The 14,606-nt window shown below is 66.4% G+C and carries 15 protein-coding genes; 5 read left to right on the plus strand and 10 right to left on the minus strand.

Going from position 1 to position 14,606, the window contains the following annotated elements; translation table 11 throughout:
- Window positions 1-19 precede the first annotated feature (19 nt).
- Genes ACMHYJ_RS07510 through ACMHYJ_RS07525 form a run of 4 tightly spaced genes read right to left on the minus strand, consistent with a single transcriptional unit; the run spans window position 20 to window position 4,074 of the window.
- On the minus strand, window positions 20-1,498 hold the full coding sequence (locus ACMHYJ_RS07510; RefSeq protein WP_414245596.1) for a DUF6844 domain-containing protein: 1,479 nt from the start codon (window positions 1,496-1,498) through the stop codon (window positions 20-22).
- A 10-nt stretch (window positions 1,499-1,508) separates the two neighbouring features.
- Window positions 1,509-2,129: a penicillin-binding protein activator LpoB gene (locus ACMHYJ_RS07515; RefSeq protein ID WP_414245597.1), complete on the minus strand. Its 621-nt coding sequence runs from the start codon at window positions 2,127-2,129 to the stop codon at window positions 1,509-1,511.
- Window positions 2,130-2,144: 15 nt separating this feature from the next.
- Window positions 2,145-2,573, minus strand: a complete 429-nt coding sequence (locus tag ACMHYJ_RS07520; RefSeq protein ID WP_414245598.1) for a hypothetical protein — start codon at window positions 2,571-2,573, stop codon at window positions 2,145-2,147.
- A 1-nt stretch (window position 2,574) separates the two neighbouring features.
- A complete protein-coding gene (locus ACMHYJ_RS07525) occupies window positions 2,575-4,074 on the minus strand; it encodes a hypothetical protein (protein ID WP_414245599.1) in 1,500 nt (499 codons plus the stop codon).
- Window positions 4,075-4,239: 165 nt separating this feature from the next.
- On the opposite strand from ACMHYJ_RS07525, the gene ACMHYJ_RS07530 reads away from it, so the two are divergent.
- The 3 genes from ACMHYJ_RS07530 (at window position 4,240) to ACMHYJ_RS07540 (ending at window position 6,687) form a co-directional block, all read left to right on the plus strand.
- The gene (locus ACMHYJ_RS07530; protein WP_414245600.1) at window positions 4,240-5,043 is read left to right on the plus strand and encodes a thiazole synthase; all 804 of its coding nucleotides are present in this window, start codon (window positions 4,240-4,242) and stop codon (window positions 5,041-5,043) included.
- A gap of 97 nt (window positions 5,044-5,140) precedes the next feature.
- Window positions 5,141-5,962, plus strand: a complete 822-nt coding sequence (gene thiD / locus ACMHYJ_RS07535; RefSeq protein WP_414245697.1) for a bifunctional hydroxymethylpyrimidine kinase/phosphomethylpyrimidine kinase — start codon at window positions 5,141-5,143, stop codon at window positions 5,960-5,962.
- Window positions 5,963-6,006: 44 nt separating this feature from the next.
- The gene (locus tag ACMHYJ_RS07540; RefSeq protein WP_414245601.1) at window positions 6,007-6,687 is read left to right on the plus strand and encodes a protein-L-isoaspartate O-methyltransferase family protein; all 681 of its coding nucleotides are present in this window, start codon (window positions 6,007-6,009) and stop codon (window positions 6,685-6,687) included.
- A gap of 24 nt (window positions 6,688-6,711) precedes the next feature.
- Here ACMHYJ_RS07540 and ACMHYJ_RS07545 read toward each other — a convergent pair whose 3' ends face one another.
- From ACMHYJ_RS07545 to ubiE, 6 genes are all read right to left on the minus strand, one after another.
- Entirely contained in the window at window positions 6,712-7,491 is a 780-nt protein-coding gene (locus tag ACMHYJ_RS07545; protein ID WP_414245602.1) for an NRDE family protein, read from the minus strand.
- 53 nt (window positions 7,492-7,544) lie between these two features.
- Window positions 7,545-8,111 (minus strand): D-glycero-beta-D-manno-heptose 1-phosphate adenylyltransferase, encoded by a 567-nt coding sequence (rfaE2, locus tag ACMHYJ_RS07550; protein WP_414245603.1) that lies wholly within the window; start codon window positions 8,109-8,111, stop codon window positions 7,545-7,547.
- Window positions 8,108-9,673: a ubiquinone biosynthesis regulatory protein kinase UbiB gene (gene ubiB, locus ACMHYJ_RS07555; RefSeq protein WP_414245604.1), complete on the minus strand. Its 1,566-nt coding sequence runs from the start codon at window positions 9,671-9,673 to the stop codon at window positions 8,108-8,110. The genes rfaE2 and ubiB overlap by 4 nt, the downstream gene beginning before the upstream one ends.
- Window positions 9,667-10,284, minus strand: coding sequence for an SCP2 domain-containing protein (locus ACMHYJ_RS07560; protein ID WP_414245605.1), 618 nt, complete (start codon window positions 10,282-10,284; stop codon window positions 9,667-9,669). The genes ubiB and ACMHYJ_RS07560 overlap by 7 nt, the downstream gene beginning before the upstream one ends.
- Before the next feature lie 220 nt (window positions 10,285-10,504).
- On the minus strand, window positions 10,505-11,488 hold the full coding sequence (locus tag ACMHYJ_RS07565) for a Tim44 domain-containing protein (protein WP_414245606.1): 984 nt from the start codon (window positions 11,486-11,488) through the stop codon (window positions 10,505-10,507).
- 152 nt (window positions 11,489-11,640) lie between these two features.
- On the minus strand, window positions 11,641-12,405 hold the full coding sequence (ubiE, locus tag ACMHYJ_RS07570) for a bifunctional demethylmenaquinone methyltransferase/2-methoxy-6-polyprenyl-1,4-benzoquinol methylase UbiE (protein ID WP_414245607.1): 765 nt from the start codon (window positions 12,403-12,405) through the stop codon (window positions 11,641-11,643).
- Between the two features lie 138 nt (window positions 12,406-12,543).
- Here ubiE and phoB point away from each other — a divergent pair, with 138 nt between their 5' ends.
- Both phoB and phoR read left to right on the plus strand, forming a co-directional pair.
- Window positions 12,544-13,236 (plus strand): phosphate regulon transcriptional regulator PhoB, encoded by a 693-nt coding sequence (phoB, locus tag ACMHYJ_RS07575; protein WP_414245608.1) that lies wholly within the window; start codon window positions 12,544-12,546, stop codon window positions 13,234-13,236.
- Window positions 13,233-14,564: a phosphate regulon sensor histidine kinase PhoR gene (gene phoR, locus ACMHYJ_RS07580; protein WP_414245609.1), complete on the plus strand. Its 1,332-nt coding sequence runs from the start codon at window positions 13,233-13,235 to the stop codon at window positions 14,562-14,564. Before phoB ends, phoR begins: the two co-directional genes overlap by 4 nt.
- The last annotated feature ends 42 nt before the right edge of the window (window positions 14,565-14,606 follow it).

The raw sequence follows: 14,606 nt of genomic DNA on the forward strand, positions 1-14,606 counted from the left end.
CGGGCCGGCCAGCGCCGGATCAGAAGTCGTCCTTGGTGTTGACGGCCTTGGACTGGCGGGACTGGTCGCTGACGCCGCCTGCGGCGGCCCCCGTTGCCTGCGCGCCTTGGGCCTGGCCGCGTTTCTGCGCGTCAATGGCATTGGCGTTGTCCAGCTGACCATACGTCCAGCCCACCACGGTGCCGACGTGCACCACGCCGTTGTCGTCTTTCTGCTCCCAGCGCTTCAGCACCGAGGTGCCGCGCAAATCCCCGGCGGCGGAGGCTTTGCCGGATTTGAAGAAAGTCTGGGTGGTTTCGCGGATGTTTTCTTTCAGTTGCCGCACATCGCCCGGCTTGCCGTTGGTGATGTCGGTGATCTGCTTGGCCCATTCTTCGCTGATGTCCCCGATCTCGGCCGACGTGGACACCTGGACATTGGTGTTCATGAACTCGATGATATTGGCCTCGGCCATGGCCTGGGCCACGCCCTGGGCATTTTGCTGGGCCCGCAAGGCGCGCGACGCGCTCCAGCCGGGGTCCATCGGCACCGAAGTGCGGCCATAGGCCAACAGCATGGGCCGGCCGGACTCGTCATACACATAGCGCAAGCCGATTTCATTCAAGTAGCCGGCCTGATCCGCGGGCAGGATATCGTTCAGCGACTTGGGATTGCCTTTGACCAGCGTGGGCCGCTTGCGGGCGATGTCCCGGGCGAACTGGCGGGTTTTTTCGGACTGCACGGCAATCACCGCCACGGCCATGGTTTTCTTGCCATTGGCTTCGACAGGAAAAATACGGGTCTTGACCGGCACCAGCCCCTGCATGTTCTGGTAAGCCGACTTGATGACTTTTTTATTGAAATTATCCTTGTACAGGTTTTTTTTCTGTTCCACCGACATCTTCTGGATGTCTTCGGCCGGGACGCCTTCTTCGACCAGGGCGTTATCCAGTTTTTTATCCACCAGCGTCAATGCCTTGTCGAACAAGGCTTCCAGGCGGCCGCCCCCGGCCGCCAAAGCCTGGTTCAGTTCGAGCGGATCGATTGCGTCCTTGTCGCTGGACTGATTCTCGAACACGGTGCGCACGGCTTCGGATCTCAAGCGGCCATAGTTTTGCAGGATGTAATCCGCCTGCAAATCGAACAAAGCGCGTTCGTAGGCCAGGGCCAGTTGGCTGCCGTAATGCGGATCGGCGGCGCTGTCGGCGGAAATCGTGGCCATGCCCGCATAAAACACCTTGCCATCCTTGGCGGTGCTCATGGTCTGGCCAAATTCTTTTTCAAAGGCGGCGACCCAGTCGGCATAGCTTTGTGCGGGGGCGCTGGGCAGGGCATCCGCCGAGGTGGCTTGTTCCAGCAGGGCTTCGGGCGCCTGCGCCACCGGGGCGGAGATGTCGCCCGCCTGCGCCAGGGTCGCCGGCTGCGCCTGGGCGGGGGTATCCGGCGCGGCGTCCTGGGCGAAGCTGGCCTGGGCGGCCAGCAGGCACAGGGCTGCGACGAGCGGACTTGGCTTGAACATATGCGCCCCCTTACCAGGCAAAGTTCTGATTGGACCCCAGCTTTTCGATGGGGACGAACGCCTGGAAGATTTCCAGGCCGGAATCGCGCTCGACCACGCGGAAGTCGAACTCGTATTCCAGCTGCTGTTGCTTGCCGCTGCCATCCACCAGCGTGCGCTGACGGATCGCGCCCAGCATTTCCAGGTCGGGGGCGATCACCGTGCCATTGCGCGCCACGGTGGACTGCTTGAACATCTTGGACTTGCTGAGTTGGCGGGAATCCTGCACAAAACTGGTGCGCTCGGCCCCGGTGGCCCCGGTAAAGATGAACTGCCCGGTCTTGGTCATGTCGCGTTTCATGCGCGACGTCATGCTGGCGGTGTCGATGCGGAACGTGGTGTCGTTCACGACGTCGCCCATCTGCACCACCCAGCGGCTGCCGCCGGGCTTCTGGGCATAGGGGGATTCCAGAAATTCCTGCACGGCCTTTTTGGCGGCGTATTCAAAATCCGTGCTTTGCAGGCCAAACGACACCATGCCGGGCTTGCCCGTGCGGCTGAGTTCGGCGTTGGGGTTGCTGGACACGACCGGCATGGTCTGACAACCGGCCAGGGCCAAGGCCATCACGGCCATCAAAGAAATTTTTTTCATCGGGGTTCCTGAGACTTAATTTTCTACCGTGATCCGCAATACGGCATGGGTGGCGTGGCGATCCATGGCCACGGACTGGACGATTTCCTCGCGGCCGGGATCCAGCATCAGGCCGTCGAGCACCTGTGCGCCCGTCATGATCCGGCGACCGCAATCGTCCGTCCAATGGACGGTGTACCGGACTTGGAGAATGGTATTGAAGGGGTTGGGGCTGCGCGCATTGCGCACGGAAAACTGCACGGCCTTCAGGCCGCTGGCCAGCGTGACCAGGGAGACATCCCGCACCACCGCGCCCTTGGGGGTGGCTTCATCCTGCACTTTCAGCAAGGCCCGCGGGGCGACGGTGGTGTCGCAGGTCACCACCCGGGGGGCGGCGGCCTGGGCGGCGGCACCCGCCGCCATCCCCACGGACAACAGCGCCCCAAGCCAAAAAACGTGTTTCATGTCAAACCTTTTTCGTGGTGATTGCGGGCGGCGCGGCTTTCAGCGGGGGCACGGCGTCCTGCGCGGGCAGCGGCTGAACATACACGGCGGGCTGGCCCAGGGTGCCCGACGCCTTGACCAGCACCAGCGTGTTGACGCCTGGCTCAATGGGGACATCCGCCACCGGTTGGCCCAACGGGCCGGCCAGCAGCAGCCGGCCCGTGGCGGGACGATCCACCACCACCATCTGAATGGTATTGGGCAGGTTGGCCCAGGCGCGCGTATCGGCCTTGGTCAGGGCGAATTGGGCCGCGCCGGTGCCCAGCTTCAGCAAAGTCCCGATCAGGGGATTCATGTTTTGCCGGTCGATCTGGTGATTGACCACGGCTTGCGCGGCAGTCTTGATGGTGGTGGAGATGACCGCCTTGGCGACAACCCCCTTGTAGGCCGTGTCGAATTCCAGGCCGGCCAGTTCGTTGAGGTCGGTCAGTGTGGCGGTTTCCTGTTGGGTCTTGCCCGCCCCCACCATCAGCCCGCCGAACGCGGGGCTGCCGGGCACGAACTGCGGCAACGCGATGCCGGTGTACGTGACCTTGCCGGTCACGATGAACAGGGGCAGATCCAGGCGGAATTCTGTCAGACTGGGGCCGATGCCGTCTTCGTAGACGATGATGACCTTGTTGTCCAGCGCGCCCTTGCCGCGCTTGAGCTCACGCCCCAGATAGGCGATGACGGCATTGCCGCCCCGCGTGGCGCTGGCGGCATTGGCGCTTTTCAGCATGTCGCGCGCCAGGTTCTGGCGCTTGTCGGACTGCGCCGAAGACGTGGCGCGAAACACCGCGCTCATGACATCCCCGGCCGACAGACGGATCTTGGATCGCACCAGGCCGCTGGGCAGATCCTTTATCCCATCCGCGATCTTGGGGCCGACTTCGCCCAGGCTTTCACGCGCCCCAGCGCTCTGATCGTCGCGCAGGCCGTCCTTGACCGTCTTGTCGACCGTCTTGGCATAAGCCTTGAGCTGGGTTTCCGCATTGCCCTGGCGCACCTGCAGGCGGTTGAAATCCACCCGGGCATCGGCCTCGCTGCCCAGCATCAGGTGATTGATGGCCTGGTAGTAATCAATCAGGACGCCCTGGTGGATTTTGCCCTGATAGGCCCCGAAGGCATCGCTGGTCAGGGTGGTGCCCAGCAGGTTGGCGACCTCGGCGGGCGTGTCCACCGTGTCTTCTTTCCAGTTCAGCTGGCTGGCGGCGGCGTCGAAGGCATCGCGGCTCAATGCCCACATCCCGGCATCGTTGAAGGCCTTGCCGGCCTCCAGTGAATCCAGCAGGCTCTTGGGATCGTAGCTGGGTTCGCCGGTGAGGGGGTTGAGATATTGCCCCGCATACGCCCGATAATCGGACTGCGCCAGATAGTCGGCCGCGGACTCCTGGCTGACCGTGCGCGTCCCCGCGCAGCCGGCCAACAGCGCAGCCCCCAGACATACGCCCCCGATACGCACCAAAAATTTTCCGCGCATATACCCTCCGTATTATATTTTTTTACGAATGCGCCATTTTATACAACAAAATCTCACTTTATTACATATATCATCATGACCATTCTTATCATGGCCGCGCCACTGAACAAGGCCCTGCAAATGATTTATTCTTAGGGACTCCTCGAAGCCACCTCGCCACATACCATGACCCCCTCTGATCCGCTCACCATCGCCAACCGCAGTTTCCAGTCCCGCCTGCTGGTGGGCACGGGCAAATACCGCGATTTCGACCAGACCCGCGACGCCATCGAAGCCAGCGGGGCCGAAATCGTCACGGTGGCCATCCGCCGCACCAACATCGGGCAAAATCCGGGCGAACCCAACCTGCTGGATTTCCTCTCCCCCGACCGCTACACCATTCTGCCCAACACGGCGGGCTGCTATACCGCCGACGACGCCGTGCGCACGCTGCGCCTGGCGCGCGAACTGCTGGACGGCCACAAACTGTGCAAGCTCGAAGTCCTGGGCGACGCGGGCAACCTGTTTCCCAATATGCCCGAAACGCTGGCCGCCGCCCGCACCCTGGTGGCCGACGGCTTCGACGTCATGGTGTACTGCAGCGACGACCCCATCCAATGCCGCATGCTCGAAGACATCGGCGTGGCGGCGGTGATGCCGCTGGCGTCGCTGATCGGCTCGGGCATGGGTATTCTCAACCCCTGGAACCTGCGCCTGATCATCGACCAGGCCCAAGTCCCCGTGCTGGTGGACGCCGGGGTCGGCACGGCATCCGACGCCGCCATTGCCATGGAACTCGGCTGCGACGCCATTCTCATGAATACCGCCATCGCCGGCGCGCGCGATCCCATCCGCATGGCCCAGGCCATGCGGATGGCCGTCGAGGCCGGGCGGCACGCCTACCTGGCGGGCCGGGTCAAACGCAAATACTACGACGCCGACCCCAGTTCGCCCACCGAAGGCCTGCTGCCGTCCACGCGCGCGGCCTGAATCCACCGCCCGAATCCGGCACCCCGCCCGCTTGATCCGGCCCGACCGCATCCCGGCCGGCCAAGCGCCCGACACGTCTTTCATGGGCTCTATCGCAATGATTCCCAACACCCTATCCATCGCCGGCGTCGACCCCTCCGGGGGGGCCGGCGTCCTGGCCGACGTCAAGACCATGAGCGCCCTGGGGGCCTACGGCATGGCGGTGATCGCCGCCCTGACCGCCCAGAACACCCAGGCGGTCACGGGGATTTCCCCCGTGCCGCCGGAATTCGTGGCCGCCCAGATCGACACGCTGTTCGCCGACGTGCGGGTGGATGCCGTGAAAATCGGCATGCTGGGTCAGGCCGGCGTCACGCGCACGGTGGCCGACCGCCTGGCCCACTGGCAACCCGCCCACCTGGTGCTGGACCCCGTGATGGTGGCCAAGAGCGGCGACCACTTGCTGGAACGCCAGGCCGTCGACGCCCTGCGCGAAGGCCTGCTGCCCCTGGCCCACGTCATCACGCCCAATCTGCCCGAAGCCGGCGTGCTGCTGGACGAGCGCCCGGTGGAGACCCTGAAGGAAATGCGCCGCGTGGCCGAACGCCTGCGCCGCCTGCTGCCGGACAGCGACCGGCACTGGGTGTTCCTGAAAGGCGGCCACCTGCCGGGCGACGACACGATCGACCTGCTGCACGACGGCGACCGCATGATCGAACTCCCGGGGCGGCGCATCCACACGAAAAACACCCACGGCACCGGCTGCACGCTCTCGGCGGCGCTGGCCGCCCTGCTGCCCCGCACCCAGGACGTGCCCGAGGCCGCGCGCCAGGCCAAGCACTATCTGGAACGCGCCATCGCCGCCGCCGGCCAACTGCGGGTCGGGTCGGGCCACGGGCCGGTGCACCACTACCATGCGCTCTGGGGCGCACCGGCCTAAGTCGCCTATAATCTGTTCACGTTAACCCCAAGGCCACCCGCAAGATGAACGCCAACGATATCCCCGACGCCGAACGTGCCCGCTTCAACATGATCGAGCAGCAGATCCGCCCCTGGAATGTCCAGGACGAACACCTGCTGCAGGCCGTATTCGACATGCCGCGCGAATGTTTTGTGCCGCCGCAGCTGCGCGCGCTGGCCTTCACCGACACCGAGCTCCCGCTCATCATCGACGGGGTGGACAGCCGCGAACACATGCTCTCGCCCAAGGTCGAGACCAAGCTCATCGAAGAACTGCAATTGCAGCCCAGCGACTGCGTGCTGGAAATCGGCACCGGCTCGGGCTATCAGGCGGCCCTGATGTCGCGCCTGTGCCAGCAGGTGACCAGCATCGAAATCGACAGCCGCCTGGCCGCCTTCGCCCAGGCCAACCTGGCCCGCCAGCAAATCGGCAACGTGGTTCTGGAAACCGGCGACGCCCATGCGGGCTGGGGCACGGCCGAATACGACGCCATCCTGGTCACCGGCTCGGTGCCCTGTGTGCCGGACGCCCTGAAATACCAGTTGGCCGTGGGCGGCCGCTTGGTGGCCATCGTGGGCCACAACCCCATCATGACGGCCTGCCGCATCACCCGCACCAGCGCGGCCAACTTTGAAACCACCCAGGTCTTCGACACCTGGACCAAGCCGCTGCGCGGCACGGCGCAGTCGCGCTTCACATTCTGATCCGGCCGGCGGCCGGCCGGGGGATCATGGCCGATGCCCGGGCAGACAGCCGCCGTGCCGCCCGACGGCGCGGCCCGCCGGGTCGTAGCTTTGTTCGCTCAACCACAGCCGGCCGTCGGCACGGATCGACAGCAGCGTCGAACAGCGCGTGCCATACTGCGTATCCACAATGAAAGGGCTGCTGAACAGCTGCTCACGCGCCACATCCAGCCCCGTATCGGGCAGCTGATCCACCGCCGCCTGCGTGGTGTCGCGCAGCGCATCGAAAACCCGCTGCGGATGGCGCACCCAATCCGACGCCGGCAAGGCATCGAGGGCGGCCCGCAAGCGCCTGGATTTCGGCCAGGGGGTATCCAGCAAATGATTGGACAGAACATACCGCCCGGGCGCCAGACGCCGGACGACGCCGGCGGGATCGCGGTTGCTCAGGATCCAGACGCCCGCCCGATCCCCCACGATCAGGTTGAACCCGGCCCAGGCCTGGGCATCCTGGCCGATGCCCAGGCAATACGCCTGCGCCGAGGCCGTCCCCAACAGATAGTCACGCACCAGGACGCCTCGTGAAGGGGCATGGGCGGGCGCCGGGACACCGGGTTCCCGATAGTTGGTCAGCAGGGCGAAGCGCCCCCCTTGGGCCCCGCCCAGCCACGTCCCCCCGGCGCTGAGATCGCGCCCGGCAATCACCCGGGGATGTCCGGGCCAGGGCCCGGCCACCGCACTGGGACGGGCGTGGTATTCATCACGATTGGCCGCGACCCGCACCGGCCACTGCGGGTGCCCCAAAGCAAGATACGCAATGCACATGGACTGGTTTCACCTCATGTCCCGACTGCGGGAATCGGCCGCCGGGGCCTGGCCTACCGACGGATTTTTTCCAGCAAGGCCGTGGTGGAGCGCTGGTGCTCAAAGGCGATGGCGACCGCCTGCCCGCCCCAAGCGCGCACCACGGCGGTTTCCGGCAGCGTGTCCATCTCGTAATCGCCGCCCTTCACGATGATGTCGGGGCGCAGAGCCTGAATCAGCTGCAAGGGGGTATCCTGATCGAACCAGGTCACCACGTCCACGCAGGCCAACGCCGCCAACAACGCGGCGCGATCCGCGCAGGGATTCAAGGGACGGTCGGCCCCCTTGCCCAGGCGGCGCACGGAGGCATCCGTGTTCACCGCCACCACCAGCGTGGCCCCCAGCCGGGCGGCCCGATCCAGATAGGTGACATGGCCCCGGTGCAGAATGTCGAACACCCCATTGGTGAACACCAAGGGGCGCGGCCAGGCGCCACGGCGCACCGCCCGCAGGCAGGCATCGGGCGGCAGGATTTTCGATTCGAAACGGGCCCCGGCAGGCCCGGCCGACGGCGCGGCGCCCGCAAAGCCATCCCGGGGCGCGACGGTGTCCGGCCCGCCCGGCGGCAACGGCGGGATCATGGCCCGATCCCCCGCGTCAAGGCCCAGACGGCCACCCCCAGGCCCACGGCCAGGATGCCGCACAACACCCCCAACAGGCGGTTGGCGTTTTCCTGGGCGCGGCGCAGGCGTTCGAGCTCGGCCCGCATCGCGGGGCCGGGATCGGGATGATTCAGGCGGGCGTAGGCCAGGCGGGGGATTTGCGGCAAAATCTGCGCCCACTGGCTGGCTTCCTGATCCAGCCGCTGGCGCAGGCCGCGCAGGCCCACGCGCTGGTGCATCCAGCGTTCTAGAAAGGGCTTGGCGGTCTGCCAGAGGTCGAGCGCGGGATCCAGTTCGCGGCCCATGCCCTCTACGTTCAGCAGGGTTTTTTGCAGCAGCACCAGTTGGGGCTGGATTTCGACGTTGAAGCGGCGCGAGGTCTGGAACAGGCGCAACAGCACCTGCCCCAGGGAAATTTCAGCCAGGGGGCGGTCGAAATAGGGTTCGCACACCGCGCGCACCGCGCCTTCGAGTTCTTCTTCGCGGGTGGTGGGCGGCACCCAGCCGGATTCGATGTGCAACTGCGCCACGCGGCGGTAATCGCGGCGGAAGAACGCCAGGAAATTCTGCGCCAGATAGTTTTTGTCGAACTCGGACAGCGAACCGACGATGCCGAAATCCAGCGCGATATAGCGCCCCAGGGTTTCGGGCGCATCCGAGACATAAATATTGCCGGGATGCATGTCCGCGTGAAAAAATCCATCGGTGAACACCTGCATGAAAAAGATTTCCACGCCCTGGCGCGCCAGCAGGGGAATATCGACGCCGATTTCGCGCAGATGCGCCACCCGGCTGACCGGCACGCCACGCATGCGCTGCATGGTGAACACCTGGCTGGTGCAGTATTCCCAGACGACTTCGGGCACCATCAGCAGGCTGGCCCGGTCGGTATCCGGGCCGAAATTGCGCCGCAACTGGCTGCAATTGGCCGCCTCGCGGATCAGATCCAGTTCGTCGTGCAGGTATTTATCGAATTCGGCCACGACTTCACGCGGCTTCAGGCGGCGGCCATCGGGCGCCAGGCGTTCGACCAGCCCGGCCAGGGAGCGCAACAGGGTCAGGTCGCGCTCGATGGCCGCCTGCATGCCGGGGCGCAAGACCTTGACCGCGACTTCGCGGCCATCATGCAGCACCGCGAAATGCACCTGGGCGATGGAGGCCGAGGCGACAGGATCGCGCTGGAACTGGGCGAACAGCGTCTGCGGCGCGGCACCCAGCGACGCCTGGATGATGGCGGCCGCCTGATCCGATGGAAACGGCGGCACGCGGTCTTGCAGGCGGGCGAGCTCGTCGGCGATGTCGGCGGGCACCAGATCCCGGCGGGTGGACAGCACCTGGCCGAACTTGACGTAAATGGGGCCCAGGGTTTCCAGCGCCAGGCGCAGGCGCACGCCGCGCGGCTGCCGCGGCACCCGTCCCAGGCGCGCCAAACGCAAGGCATGGTGCGCCCACGGATGCTGCAGGCCGGACAGCACCAGCTCGTCCAGGCGATGGCGCAGGCAGACCCAGAGGATGTAGACGAGGCGAAAGAACGTCAGCATGACGCCCCCGGCAGGCTTTGCAGACGCGCTTCCAGGCGATCCAGGCGCTGGCTCAAGGACTGCGCCTCGGCCCGCCATTGCTGGAAGGGCGCGCTGCGCAGGGCCAGGCCGGATTCTTCGGCGAGGTATTCCGCCAGATTGTCCTGCGCCCGCCCCGCCGACTGGCGCAGGCCCGCCGCCACGCGGCGGACGCCGTCGGTCAGGCGCGCGGCCAGGGGGTCGCCCACCACGCGGGCCAGGTCATCCTCGACGTCCCAGCGCAAATCCCGGGCCAGTTCGGACACCAGATGCGCCAGGCCGGCATCCCCCTGGATGTTGGCCAGCGCGGTCACCCCGGCCAGGCCTTGGCGGCGCCAGGCGCTGGGCAGGTCGCGCAGGCGATCCGCCGCGACGGACAAGGTGACATCGGGCACGATGACGGCTTCGCATCGCCGCAGATCCCCTTGCGCGCCGATGCTGGCTTGCAGCGACCACGCCCCCGCCGACAGACGAATGGACTTGCCCGCATGGGCGGCCAGGCGTTCGGCCGCCCAGGGTTCGCGGCGCAGCAAGGCATTCAGGCCCTGCAGGATCAGGGCGGCGGGATGGGGCGGAAAAAAGGGAATGGGCATAGGCGCGCACAACGATACACGCGGCCCGCACCGGGGCGGGCCAGATATATCCGGTAAACACAGAGGAAAGCCGGCGGCGGCACGCGGGCCGCCGCCAAAACACCAGTTTACTTGGTTTACCCGCCCACGCGGCAAGCCATGGGCCGGGATGGCGGCGCAAAACGCCCCGGACAAGCCGGGGCGAACTGTGCGGTATCGCGGCCCGGGGCCGGCGCCCGGCTTAGTGGGGCGGATTGAGCTGCTGGATACCGGCCAGCAGCCAACCGGCGCCATCGGCCTTGTAAAGGTTCCAGACTTCTTCCAGCCGGGTGGTCTCGGCGCCGGAGGCCTCGCGCAGCATGCCGGAATAACGCACGCTGGCCAGGTGGCCCCCCGCCACGGTTTCGATACCCATGAGTTCCGCATTCAACAGGACGATTTCCGTGCGGTTGCCCTCGGCCGCCTGGGGCAGGCTGGGGGTGATTTCGGCCAGCAGATCGTCGGTCAGGTATTCGCGCAGGGCATCGCGGTTGCCGGCGTCCCAGAGCGACTGGATTTGCGTGAACTGCTGTTTGGCCTGCGCCAGAAAGGCGGGCACGTCGAAATCGGCCGGAATGAACCAGGCGGGATCCTGGGGGGCCGGGGCGACTGCGGGGCTGACCGCCGCAGCAGCCGGCGCGGCCGCCGCGCCACCGCCGGAAGACGCGCCAAAGCCGCCAGGCGCCGCGCCAGGCCCTTGCGCCTGGCGGTAGCTGTTGCCGCCCGGCCCGCCCGCCGCGCCCGCGGCCGCCAGCGGCGAACGCTGGCCCCGCAGACGGCGCACCAGGAACATGACGGCGAACACCACCAGCCCGATCAGCAGCGCGCTGGAGAGGAATTCGAGGAAGGCCCCCGACAGCCCCAGGCTGGAGAGCAAGGCGGCGATGCCCAGGCCGGCGGCGATGCCGGCCAGCGGGCCCAGCCAGCGCGACATGCCGGATTTGGCCGCACCGGCGGCCGCCGCCGTACCCGCCGCCCCCGCAGCGGGCGCGGCGGCCCGCTGGGCGGTATTGGCGGCCGGCGGCGTCACGGCCGAACGCTGCTTGGTGATATTGGTGGACTGGCGGCCAAAGCTCAGGCCCCCTCCCATACGGCGCGCTTCGGCAGTCGAAGTGACCGTCAGCATGACCAGAGCCGCCATCAGCAGCAGGGTCGCCACGATCCAGCGAGGCATTTGAACAAACATGGTGTCTCCGCGAATAGGTCGGTGGTGAAAATAGAAACCAGCAAAAGCCGCCAGCAAAGCTGACAACAAGCTGAACATTCGTAAATTACCATAAAAACGGGGCTGCGCATGCAGCCCCTGGGCAATTCTGGGTAAAAATTTCCCGGCCAAGGTCAATCCAGACGCACCCCTTCGTGCAGGGCCACCACCCCGGCGGTCATGTTGAAATACTGCACCCGCTCGAAGCCCACCGCGCGCATCAGGTCGGCCAGCGTTTCCTGATCCGGGTGCATGCGGATGGATTCGGCCAGATAACGGTAGCTGGCCTCGTCGGCGGCCACGAATTTGCCGATCTTGGGCAGGATATTGAAGGAATACCAGTCGTAGGCCGGGGCCAGCGCGGGCGCCACCCGGGAGAATTCCAGCACCAGCAGCTTGCCGCCGGGCTTCAGCACCCGGCGCATTTCGGCCAGGGCGCGGTCTTTGTGGGTCATGTTGCGCAGCCCGAAGGCCACCGACACCCGGTCGAAATACCGATCCGGGAAAGGCAGGGATTCGGCATCGCACACGGCCACCGGGGTGACCAGTCCGCGATCCAGCAGGCGATCCCGGCCCACCTGCAGCATGGAAGCATTGATGTCCGTCAGCCAGACTTGGCCCGTGGGGCCCGCCCGGCGGGCGAAGGCGCGGGCCAGGTCGCCGGTGCCCCCGGCGATGTCCAGCACCCGCATGCCCGCGCGCACCTGCGCCCGCCCGATAGTGAAGGCTTTCCAGGCGCGGTGCAGGCCGCCGGACATCAGGTCGTTCATGATGTCGTAGCGCTTGGCGACGGAATGAAAGACCTCGGCCACACGCCGGGCCTTGTCGGCCTCGTGCACGGTCTCGAAGCCAAAGTGTGTCTGCGGCCCGGGGCCGGCGGCGTCGGATGGTTCTGTCATGATAGGCGTATCGTACCGCATCCCCAAGCGGTTCGCGGACGCGAAAATCCCGGATATCGTCACAGGAATGAAATAATGTGACGGTATCATGACCTTGCTCAAAGGGGCGCACACGCCCGGACTCTCTATGCTGCCGTCATGCCTGCCACGATACTGATCATTGAAGACGAACCGGCCATCCTGGAACTGCTGTCGGTCAACCTGCGGCACGCGGGCTATGCCATCCGCACCGCCCAGGACACCCGCCAGGCGCAAGACCAGATCCGCGACGTTCTGCCGGATCTGATCCTGCTGGACTGGATGCTGCCCGACCAACCCGGCATCCGCCTGGCAAAACAGCTGCGGACCGCCACGCGCACACGCGAAATCCCCCTCATCATGCTGACTGCCCGGGGGGCGGAACAAGACAAGGTCGACGGCCTGGAGGCCGGCGCCGACGACTACCTGACCAAGCCGTTTTCGGTGCGCGAACTGCTGGCCCGGATCAAATCCCTGCTGCGCCGCCGCGCCCCGCAGCTGACCCCGGATCCGATCCAGGCGGGCGGCCTGATCCTGGATCCCGAGGCCCGCCGGGTGTCCTGCGCCGGTCAGGATCTGCCCATGGGGCCTTCCGAATTCCGCCTGCTGCATTTTCTCATCACGCATCCCCAGCGGGTCTACAGCCGCAGCCAGTTGCTCGACCAGGTCTGGGGCGATCACGTCTTTCTGGAAGAACGCACGGTGGACGTCCACATTCGCCGCCTGCGCAAGGCCCTGACGCCGGCGGGCCAGGAAAACCGGATCGAAACCGTCCGCGGCGCCGGTTACCGCTTCAGCGGCGCGCCCTCATGAGCAAAACGCTGGTTTCCGTTGCGCTGTGGGCCCTGGGCGGCTGGCTGCTGGGGGCCTGGCTGGGCGCCGCCACGGGCTGGGCGGTGTTTGCCCTGGGCTTGCTGGCCATGGTTCTGGTCAGCGGCCTGCAACTATCGCGCATCGCCCGCTGGGTGCGGCGCATCGACGACCCGCCGCCGCCTTCGGTTGGCCCCTGGGATGAAATCCTGGCCCCGATCTACCGGAAACTGAAGCGCAACCGGCTGGATCTGAAAGAAAGCCAGCGCCATTTCCGGCGCGCCTTGCTGGCCGCCGAAGCCCTGCCGGACGGGGCCCTGACCCTGGCCTCGGACAAGTCCCTGCTGTGGTGCAACCAGACCGCCGTCGGCCACCTGGGCCTGGATCTGAGCCGCGACCGCGGCCACAGCATCCTGAACATCATCCGCGCCCCCGAATTCGCCCGCTACGCCCACCGGGATCATTGGGACAAACCGCTGATTCTGCACCTGGGGCACGGGCCTTACACGCGCACGCTGCTGCTGCACATGACCCCCTACGCGGCCGGGCAGTTCCTGCTGGTGACCCGGGACATCACTCAGATCGAGCGGCTGGAAAACACCCGCAAGGATTTCGTCGCCAATGTGTCGCACGAAATGCGCACGCCCCTGACGGTGCTGTCCGGCTTCATCGAAACCCTGCTGGATCTGCCCGACGAGGCCATCCCCGTGGCGCAGCGCCAGCAATACCTGCGCCTGATGGAACAGCAAGCCCGCAACATGCAGGCCCTGGTCTCGGATCTGCTGACGCTCTCCTCCCTGGAAAGCTCGCCCCACGGGCCGGGCGAGCCCGTCGCGCTGGCCCCGGTGATCCGCGACGCCCTGACGCAATGCCAGGCGCTGTCCAACGAGCGGCACCAGTTCGACATCCAGATCAGCGACACGCTGCGCATCGTCGGGCAGGCCTCGGAACTGGCCTCGGCCATCGGCAACCTGCTGACCAATGCCGTGCGCTACACCCCTTCGGGGGGCGTCATCCGCGTGCGCTGGTGCCTGCAACCCGACGGCCAGGCCTGCTACCAGGTGTCGGACACCGGCATCGGCATCGACGAAGCCGTCATCCCGCGCCTGACCGAACGGTTTTTCCGGGTGGATCGGGGCCGATCCCGGGCCACGGGCGGCACCGGCCTGGGGCTGGCCATCACCAAGCACGTGGTGCTGCGCCACCAGGCCAGCCTGGACATCGCCAGCACGCCGGGCGAAGGCAGCACCTTCACGATCCGCTTTCCAGCCAGCCGGGTATGCAGCCGCGCGCCGGACGCGCAGCCGGACGCGGACGCCCCGCGCCGGTAAGCGCGAAGACGCGCCGGCCGTTTACCTTTTCTCGTCTACTGT

This window comes from Castellaniella hirudinis (assembly GCF_047468865.1).
GTDB lineage: Bacteria > Pseudomonadota > Gammaproteobacteria > Burkholderiales > Burkholderiaceae_B > Castellaniella > Castellaniella hirudinis_A.

What these genes read in the sequence shown, in the direction of transcription:
- rfaE2 (WP_414245603.1), bottom strand. Translation starts at nt 8,111, where the DNA reads ATGATCCCGCCGTTGCCGCCGGGCGGGCCGGACACCGTCGCGCCCCGG.
- phoR (WP_414245609.1), top strand. Translation starts at nt 13,233, where the DNA reads ATGAGCAAAACGCTGGTTTCCGTTGCGCTGTGGGCCCTGGGCGGCTGG.
- ACMHYJ_RS07545 (WP_414245602.1), bottom strand. Translation starts at nt 7,491, where the DNA reads ATGTGCATTGCGTATCTTGCTTTGGGGCACCCGCAGTGGCCGGTGCGG.
- ACMHYJ_RS07540 (WP_414245601.1), top strand. Translation starts at nt 6,007, where the DNA reads ATGAACGCCAACGATATCCCCGACGCCGAACGTGCCCGCTTCAACATG.
- ACMHYJ_RS07515 (WP_414245597.1), bottom strand. Translation starts at nt 2,129, where the DNA reads ATGAAAAAAATTTCTTTGATGGCCGTGATGGCCTTGGCCCTGGCCGGT.
- phoB (WP_414245608.1), top strand. Translation starts at nt 12,544, where the DNA reads ATGCCTGCCACGATACTGATCATTGAAGACGAACCGGCCATCCTGGAA.
- ACMHYJ_RS07520 (WP_414245598.1), bottom strand. Translation starts at nt 2,573, where the DNA reads ATGAAACACGTTTTTTGGCTTGGGGCGCTGTTGTCCGTGGGGATGGCG.
- ACMHYJ_RS07510 (WP_414245596.1), bottom strand. Translation starts at nt 1,498, where the DNA reads ATGTTCAAGCCAAGTCCGCTCGTCGCAGCCCTGTGCCTGCTGGCCGCC.
- ACMHYJ_RS07565 (WP_414245606.1), bottom strand. Translation starts at nt 11,488, where the DNA reads ATGTTTGTTCAAATGCCTCGCTGGATCGTGGCGACCCTGCTGCTGATG.
- ubiB (WP_414245604.1), bottom strand. Translation starts at nt 9,673, where the DNA reads ATGCTGACGTTCTTTCGCCTCGTCTACATCCTCTGGGTCTGCCTGCGC.
- ACMHYJ_RS07530 (WP_414245600.1), top strand. Translation starts at nt 4,240, where the DNA reads ATGACCCCCTCTGATCCGCTCACCATCGCCAACCGCAGTTTCCAGTCC.
- ACMHYJ_RS07560 (WP_414245605.1), bottom strand. Translation starts at nt 10,284, where the DNA reads ATGCCCATTCCCTTTTTTCCGCCCCATCCCGCCGCCCTGATCCTGCAG.
- ubiE (WP_414245607.1), bottom strand. Translation starts at nt 12,405, where the DNA reads ATGACAGAACCATCCGACGCCGCCGGCCCCGGGCCGCAGACACACTTT.
- thiD (WP_414245697.1), top strand. Translation starts at nt 5,141, where the DNA reads ATGATTCCCAACACCCTATCCATCGCCGGCGTCGACCCCTCCGGGGGG.
- ACMHYJ_RS07525 (WP_414245599.1), bottom strand. Translation starts at nt 4,074, where the DNA reads ATGCGCGGAAAATTTTTGGTGCGTATCGGGGGCGTATGTCTGGGGGCT.